The organism is Streptomyces pathocidini (genome assembly GCF_001418495.1).
GTDB lineage: Bacteria > Actinomycetota > Actinomycetes > Streptomycetales > Streptomycetaceae > Streptomyces > Streptomyces pathocidini.
Map to the genome: position 1 here is coordinate 1 of NZ_LIQY01000441.1, position 8,137 is coordinate 8,137.

At 71.5% G+C, this 8,137-nt stretch carries 6 protein-coding genes; all 6 read left to right on the forward strand.

The window, feature by feature from the left end; genetic code table 11:
• Nucleotides 1–6: 6 nt before the first annotated feature.
• On the forward strand, nucleotides 7–822 hold the full coding sequence (locus AOK16_RS19755) for an ABC transporter permease subunit (protein ID WP_107098409.1): 816 nt from the start codon (nucleotides 7–9) through the stop codon (nucleotides 820–822).
• A gap of 12 nt (nucleotides 823–834) precedes the next feature.
• Complete coding sequence (locus AOK16_RS19760; RefSeq protein WP_055473536.1) at nucleotides 835–2,778, forward strand: DUF8034 domain-containing protein; 1,944 nt, start codon at nucleotides 835–837, stop codon at nucleotides 2,776–2,778.
• An 89-nt stretch (nucleotides 2,779–2,867) separates the two neighbouring features.
• Nucleotides 2,868–3,635: an RraA family protein gene (locus tag AOK16_RS19765; RefSeq protein ID WP_240483654.1), complete on the forward strand. Its 768-nt coding sequence runs from the start codon at nucleotides 2,868–2,870 to the stop codon at nucleotides 3,633–3,635.
• Nucleotides 3,636–3,720: 85 nt separating this feature from the next.
• Nucleotides 3,721–5,622 carry a right-handed parallel beta-helix repeat-containing protein gene (locus AOK16_RS19770; RefSeq protein ID WP_240483655.1) on the forward strand — a complete coding sequence of 634 codons (1,902 nt, stop codon included), beginning with the start codon at nucleotides 3,721–3,723 and terminating at the stop codon, nucleotides 5,620–5,622.
• Nucleotides 5,619–6,812 carry an ABC transporter substrate-binding protein gene (locus tag AOK16_RS19775; protein ID WP_055473538.1) on the forward strand — a complete coding sequence of 398 codons (1,194 nt, stop codon included), beginning with the start codon at nucleotides 5,619–5,621 and terminating at the stop codon, nucleotides 6,810–6,812. Before AOK16_RS19770 ends, AOK16_RS19775 begins: the two co-directional genes overlap by 4 nt.
• Nucleotides 6,813–6,867: 55 nt before the next feature.
• On the forward strand, nucleotides 6,868–8,137 hold a 1,270-nt coding region (locus AOK16_RS19780), incomplete at its 3' end, for a glycoside hydrolase family 95 protein (RefSeq protein WP_169790921.1).

Here is an 8,137-nt window from a genome sequence, read left to right on the forward strand (position 1 = left end):
CGCGGGATCCCGCGCCTGGCCTTCCTGCTGGCCGTCACCGCCCTCATGCTCGTCCCGCTGTACGTACTGGTGGTCAACGCGTTCAAGGAACAACAGGACATCCTCGCCGACCCGTTCGGCCTCCCCGCCGACGGGCCGACCCTGGAGCACCTCGCCAAGGTCTTCAGCAACCCGCAGTTCGACATCGTGCAGGGCTACGCGGTGACACTGCTGTTCGTCGTCTGCGTCAACGTGCTGTCCGTGGCCCTGGCCGGACCCGCCGCGTACGTCATCGCGCGCAGCGCCCGCCGCCGCTACCGGGCCCTGATGGTCTTCTTCCTGGCCGGCACGTTCATCCCCAGCCAGGTGCTCGTCATCCCGGTCGTCTACGTCCTCAAGACCTTCGGCCTCATGGGCACCATCCAGGGGTTCGTACTCTTCGAGACCGTCCTGACCCTGCCGTTCTCGATCTTCCTGTACGCCGGGTACATCGCCACCATCCCCAAGGAGCTCGACCAGGCGGCGGCCGTGGACGGAGCGGGCCGCATGCGGACCTTCTGGCGCATCGTCTTCCCGCTGATGCGCCCGGTCGTCGCCACCATGGTCATCCTCAACACCTTCTCGGTGTGGAACGACTTCGTGAACCCCCAGATCATCCTCGGCCCCGGCAGCGGCCTGCACACCGTCACCACCGGCGTCTACGCGGCCGTCAGCCAGTACTCCACCGACTACACCGTCGTCTTCCCGACCCTCCTGCTGGCCGTTGCCCCCCTGCTCGTGTTCTTCGTGTTCATGCAGCGCCACATCATCAGCGGCCTGACGGCCGGGTCGACCAAGAGCTGACGAGAGGGAGAGATGACGGAAGCCCAGAGCCCGCCGCCACGCGTCACCGCCACCGTCCCCCTGGGGACCCCGCCCGCCTGGGCCGTACTGCAGCGCCGGCTCTTCGACGCGCTCGACCAGGCCTGGCGCGCCTTCGCCGGCCGCTACTGCGAACCCGACGGGCGGCTGCGCTACGGCGGCCCGGCCGCCAGCCGGGACGGCGCCGACGACTTCTACGAGGCCTTCTTCAACTGGCCTGTCCTCTACCAGCTGGGCGGCGCCGACGACCTCCTGGACGCCTGCAAGCACTACTGGACCGGTGTCACCGCCCAGCTCACCGAACTCGGCTACGTGGTCGACGAGTTCGAGCGCGGCTACGACTGGTTCCACATGGGCGAGTCGATGCTCCTCTTCTACGGCATCTGCGCCGCAGACCCCGCCGATCCCCTCTTCCGCGAGCGCGCCCACCGCTTCGCCGAGCTGTACCTCCCCGGCTCCCCGGCCGGGAACTACGACCCGCGGCACCGCGTCATCCGCGCCCCGCACAACGGAGCCGGCGGCCCCCGCTACGGCCTCAACGACGAATGGGCCTCCTACGGCGCCGACCTGGCCGTCATGCGGACCTACGGGCTCCCGCTGCGCGACCTGCCCGGCATCACCCGCTGGGACGACCTCGCCGATCCGGGCAACGCCCGCCGCATGGGCGCCGCCATGAGCGAACGGCTCGGCCGCGGCGACACCGCCGTGAACCTCGCCGCCACCAGCCTCGCCACCAACGCCTGGCTCTACGACCACGACGACCGCCACCGCGACTGGGCGCTGGAGTACATCGCCGCCTGGCAGGAGCGCGCCGACGCCAACGGCGGCGTCCTCCCCGACAACGCCGGCCCCTCCGGCCGGGTCGGGGAGCTGCACGGCGGCCGGTGGTACGGCGGCAACTACGGCTGGAGCTGGCCGCACGGCATCTACAGCGTCGGCAACTCCGCCGTCGTCGCCGCCGTCAACAGCGTGCTGCTCACCGGCGGGACCAGCCGGCTCGCCATCGGCCGCGGCCCACTGGACGCCGTTTACGCGCGGGCCGTGCACGCCGCCGTCGCCGACACCGAGATGAGCATCAGCGACCGCTGGCACGCCGAACTCGGCGAGGACGTGGACCGCCCCACCATGCTTGTGCCCAACCGGCACCACGACACCGGGTGGTTCGACCACCAGCCGCCCCAACTCGGCCTGCCCGTATGGCTGTGGCACGTGGGCCAGGCCGAGGAGGACCGCGACCGCGTCGAGCGGCTGCGCAAGGCCGCCGGCTACGACTGGCGCACCGTGCGCGCCTTCCGCAACAAGGAGGAGGCCGGGCACGAGGCGCCCTGGCTGGAGTACCTGCGCGGGGAGAACCCCGACTACCCGGCCGCCATGCTCGCCACCGCCCTCGGGCAGGTGGAGCGGCGCATGGCGCTGATCGACGCGGACACCTCCGACCCCGCCGACTTCAACATCCACCACTGGCAGCGCCTCAACCCCGTGCTCACCGAGGCCCTGCTCCAGCTGGCCACCGGCACGCCCCAAGTCCTCTACAACGGCGGCCTGCTGCCCACCCGCCTCGCCTACCACGACCCGGACCGCGGCCGCCCCGGGCTGCCACCCGACGTCGCCGCCCTCGTCGACACCGTCGGCCCCGACCGAACGGGCGTGGAGCTGGTGCACACCGGCCTCAGCGGGACCCGTACGGCGGTCGTCCAGGCCGGGGCGTTCGGCGAGCACCGCATCGAGACGGCCCTGATCACCACCGGCGGGGCCGGCTACCCCGGCGACCCGCGCGCGTACACCGCCCCCGAGGCTGCCACCGCCACCCGCGAAGTGCCCGTCGGCGGGCCCCGGTTGACGGTCGAGCTGCCACCCGGCCGGCGCATCCGGCTGGACCTGCGGCTCACCCCGTACGCCTACCGGCCCGCCCACCAGCCAACCGGCGCCCGCCCATGACCGGGCTCCGCACCCCCGTGACCCCGCCGCCACACCAGGCCAGAACCGGCGCACCGCCAGAGCCTGCCCCGACCGTGAGGAGACCGCCAGTGGACGACGAACCCGTGTGGGAGCTGCCCGTACGCGGTGAAGCACCCGAGCGCGCCGACACCGAACTCGTACGGCGGCTGGCCGGCGTCTCGTCGGCCACCGCCTGCGCCAAGCTGCACGGCCAGGGCATCCGCCGCACCTTCGTCTCCGGGCCCCGCCCCCTGACGGCCGGGCAGAAGATCGCCGGACGGGCCCGCACCCTCCAGTTCATGCCGCAGCGCGAGGACATCGCCTCCGGACTCGGCCAGGAGTACGTGGAGCGCCACACCGCCCTGTGGGCCGTCCTGGAGGAGATCGAACCCGGCGACGTGCTCGTCGTCGAGGCCTACGGCTCCGCGCACACCGGCTGCTTCGGCGACATGCTGGTCCGCTACTTCCAGCAGAAGGGCGGCGCCGGGATCGTCGTCGACGGCCGCATCCGCGACGCGCCCCGCGTGCGGGAGACCGGCGTGCCCATCTGGTCGACCGGCGTGACCCCGCACTACGCCTCGCAGGCCGAACTCTTCCCCTGGGCCTACGACGTGCCCATCGCCTGCGGCGGGGTGCTCGTACTCCCCGGGGACCTGGTGGTCGCCGACGACGACGGCCCGGTGGTCGTGCCCAAGGCCCGTGCCGAGGACGTCATCGCGGCCGCGCGCGAACACGAGCAGTGGGAGCGCTTCAGCCGCTCCCGGATTGAGGAAGGAGGGGCGTTGGCCGACTACTACCCCCTCACCGCCGACACCCGCGCCGAGTACGAGCGGTGGCGCGGACAGAAGACGAGCTGACCCGAGCGGGCACACCCCCGGCCGGAGCGGCCGGACGCCCCCCCCACAGGACAGGCCCGCAGTTCGACGGAGGCAAGGAGGCCCCGTGTTCCGCAGCACCCGCAGACTCAGCACCCCCCAGTCCAGAATCACTCTCCTCGCCATGAGCGCCCTGCTGCTCACCGGCGGCGCGACGTTCCCCGCGGACTCCGCCACCGCCGCGGCAGAGTGCACACCGAAGGAGTTCTTCGTCGCGCCCGACGGCAGCGACCGGAACAAGGGCACCAAGGACTCCGCCTGGCGGACCATCGAGCACGCCCGCGACCACATACGCGACAAGGGTCTCAACAGGTCGATGCGCTGCGACGTCGTCGTCAACCTGCGCGCCGGCGACTACCCGGTCGCGAAGACCGTCGACTTCGACGACCGCGACTCCGGCAGCGGCGACCACGACGTGGTCTACCGCAGCTACGACGGCCCCGGCAAGGCGCGCCTCCAGGGCGCCAAGCCGGTCACCGGCTGGAAGGAGTACAAGGACGGCATCTACGAGGCCAAGGTCGACAAGCCGGTCTACACCCTCTTCGAGGACGGGCAGCGCGCGACGGTCGCCCGCTACCCGAACCGCAAGACGGAGACCGAGTGGGGGCCGTACCTGATCTCGACCATCCCCGAGCCGGAGAAGGAGGCCGTACGCCGGTGGCTGTGGACCGAGCCCGGTGTCCTGAAGCCGGAGTGGGACCTGGACCACGACGACGCGTCCGTCTTCGTCTGGTCCGGCGGCAGCTGGAACTGGTTCAACGACGTCGTGCCGATCAGGGACGTGGACGAGGCGAAGGACCAGATCTCCCTCAAGTACCAGACCCGCTACGCCATGATGAACAGCCGCAGCGGCTCCCGGTTCTTCCTCCAGAACTCGCTCGACTTCCTCGACCAGCCCGGTGAGTGGTACATGGACGACGAGGCGAACACCGTCTACTACAAGCCGCGCGGCGACATCAAGGACGTCAAGGTCCTCGCGCCCACGGTGAAGACGATCCTCAACGTGGCCGGTGCCTCCGCGGACCGCCGCGTCGAGAACCTCACCTTCGACGGACTCGCCTTCCAGTACAGCGACTTCGTCGACTGGTACCGCTTCGGCTGGGTCGACGACGGCGACTCCGGCTACCCGCACAAGTACCCGGAGTACGACCGGCAGATCGAGATGCCGCGGAACCGCTTCGGCGCCATCACCGTCACCAACAGCCGTGACATCACGCTGAAGGGGACGCACATCTCCGACACCGGCTACCACGCCGTCTACGCGCTCTTCGCCAACGAGGGGCTCACCGTCCGCGACAGCCTGCTGGAGAACATCGGCGGCGACGGCATCAAGGTCGAGGGCGGCTACCCCGGCGAGGGCGACATCTCGCACGGCCACCTGTTCACCAACAACTACTTCTACCACTACGGCGAGTTGCTGCCGGGTGACGCGGCGGGCGTCGAGCTGATGAACACCAGCCGCAACGAGGTGAGTTACAGCCACTTCAAACACAGCGCCCGGTACGGCGTGAGCCTCGAAGTGCGTCCCGAAGTCAAGATCGAGGACAACTACGCCCGGGGCAACACCTTCAAGTACCTGCGCATGGACGAAATGGGCCTGGACAGCAGCGAGGTCGGCGCCTTCTACACCTACGGCACCAGCAACTTCGAGCCGCACAAGATCGACAATCACGCCGAACAGATCCTCATCGGCGACGTCATCAACGACCCCTCGGTGCCCGACCGGGATTCGACCCGCGGCGTCCACATGGACAACGGGGGCTGCAGCTTCAGCTTCAAGAACATCGAGGTCGGCGAGGTTCTCGACGACAAGTACCAGGGCCCCCAGGACCCGAGTCCAGAAGAGCCGTGCAACACCATCGAGAACGCCAACTGGAAGGACGGCTTCGACACCTCGAAGATGGAGTACGACAAGATCGGCGTTCTGGACTCCTTCCCCTACGCGGTCCCGGGCGGGGAGAGGCGATGACCGAGCTGCGCGGGCTCACCTGGGACCACCCGCGCGGCTACGGCCCGCTGGAGGAACTGGCCCGCCTCGACGACGCCGTGCCGCCCGGCTGCGAGACGGTGGGCCGCCCGCTGCGCTGGGACCGGCAGCCGCTCAGCGGCTTCGAGTCGGCCCCCATCGCGGACCTCGCGGACGGCTACGACATCCTCGTCGTCGACCACCCGGGCCTCGGCACCGCCCTGGCGTCCGGCTGCCTCGTGCCGCTGGACACCCTGTTCGACCCGGCGGAGCTGAAGAACTGGCGGGAGGCCGCTGTCGGCGCCTCGTACGACAGCTACGTGCTGGACGGCCGGACCTGGGCGCTGCCGCTGGACGCGGCGGCCCAGGTCGCGGCCGCCCGGCCCGACCTGCTGGAAGGGCGGCCGCTGCCCCGCACCTGGCAGGAGGTGCGCGCGCTGTCCCGTACGGTCCCCGTCACGCTCTGCCTGGGCGGGCCGCACGCCTTCCTCACCTTCTCCTCGCTCTGCCTCGCGCAGGGCGAGGAGCCCGCCAGGAGCGGGGCCGAGGAGTACGTCTCCCGCGAAACCGGCCTGCCCGCCCTGGAGTCGATGGCCGAGCTGGCCCCGCGCGGGGGCGGTCACGTCGCCGCGCTGAACCCGATCGGCGTCCTGCGGGCCATGGCGAACGCGGGCGGCCCCGCGTACTGCCCGCTGGTGTACGGCTATGTCACCTACACCCGGGCCGGACCGTATCCGCTGGCCTTCGGCGACGCCCCGGCCTGGCGGCCGGGCGGGCGGCCCGGCAGCGTCCTCGGCGGCGCCGGGCTTGCCGTCTCCGCCCGCAGGGCCGGGGACCCGGCCGTACGGGACGCCGTCCGCGACCACCTGCGGCGGCTGCTCGCCGAGCCGGTGCAGTGCGAGCTGTTCCCGGTGACCGGCGGGCAGCCCGCCGCCCGCGCCGCCTGGACCGACCCCTGGACCAACGAGCGGTGGAACGGCTTCTACCGCGACACCCTCGCCACCGTCGAGAACGCCTGGGTACGCCCCCGCTGGCCCGGCTACCCCGCCTTCCAGACGGCCGCCTCGCACCTCCTGCGCGAAGGCCTCACCGAAGGCGCCCCGCACCGCGATCTGCTGGACGCCCTGGACGCGCGCTACCGCGAGGCGGTGCGTGACGCCGACCGGTCGCCGCAACCGCACCACAGCCACTGAACTCCGCACCGCAGTCACTGAACCCTGCACCGCCCCGAGACGTGGGAGCCGCGTTATGCCCGAACTGCCCAGACGTACCGTCCTCGCCGCCGCCGGAGCGGGCGCCGCGGCCACCGCCCTGCCCGCCGCGGCGGCCCATGCCGCCGTCCCGCCCGAGCCCGCAGCGGGGACCGGCTCGGGCAGCGGCGGCAACCCCATGCGGCTGTGGTACCGGCGCCCCGCCGAGGAGTGGCTGGAGGCACTGCCCATCGGCAACGGGCGCATCGGCGCCATGGTGTTCGGCGGCACTGCCGCCGAGCGGCTCCAGCTCAACGAGGACAGCCTGTGGGCCGGCGGCCCGCACGACTACACCAACCCCGAGGCCCTGGAACACCTCCCCGAGATACGCCGCCTGGTGCTGGAGGGGAAGTGGAACCAGGCCCAGCAGCTGGTCGACGCCCACTTCATGGGCCGCCCCTCCGAGCAGATGCCCTACCAGGTCCTCGGCGACCTCCACCTCGCCTTCCCCGAGGCGGGCGAGGCCACCGAGTACGAGCGTGAGCTGGACCTGGAGACCGCGACCACCCGGGTGTCCTACCTGCGCGGGGGAGTGCGCTTCACCCGCGAGGCGTTCGCCAGCACCCCCGACCAGGTCGTGGTCGTGCGCCTGACCGCGGACAGTCCGGGTGCCCTCACCTTCACCGCGAGCTTCACCACCCCGCAGAAGGCCACGGGGTCGGCGGCGGACGACCGTACGATCGCGCTCGACGGCGTCAGCGGCGACTGGCAGGGCCTCACCGGATCCGTGCGCTTCCGCGCGCTCGCGCGGGCTGTCGCCGAGGGCGGGCAGGTGCGGACCGCCGGGGGAGAGCTGACGGTCGAAGGGGCCGACGCGGTCACCCTGTTCGTCTCGATGGCCACCAGCTACAACAACTACCTCGACGTCAGCGCCGACCCGGCCGCCCGTGCCCGCCGCCATCTGGACCCGGCCGCTGCCAAGCCGTACACCCTGCTGAAGCACCGCCATGTCGAGGACTACCGGCGGCTGTTCGCGCGCGTCGGCCTCGACCTGGGCACCTCCGACCGCGTCGCGCTGCCCACCGACGAGCGCGTCGGGCTCTTCCGCGACGGCGGCGACCCCCAACTGGCCGCCCTCTACTTCCAGTACGGCCGCTACCTGCTGACCTCCAGCTCCCGCACCCCGGGCCAGCCCGCCAACCTCCAGGGCCTGTGGAACGACAGCATGACCCCGGCCTGGGAGTCCAAGTACACCGTCAACATCAACTTCGAGATGAACTACTGGCCGGCCGGGTCCCAGCACTCGGCGAGGTTGGCGGGCCCGGCCG

What these genes read in the sequence shown, in the direction of transcription:
- AOK16_RS19760 (WP_055473536.1), top strand. Translation starts at nt 835, where the DNA reads ATGACGGAAGCCCAGAGCCCGCCGCCACGCGTCACCGCCACCGTCCCC.
- AOK16_RS19775 (WP_055473538.1), top strand. Translation starts at nt 5,619, where the DNA reads ATGACCGAGCTGCGCGGGCTCACCTGGGACCACCCGCGCGGCTACGGC.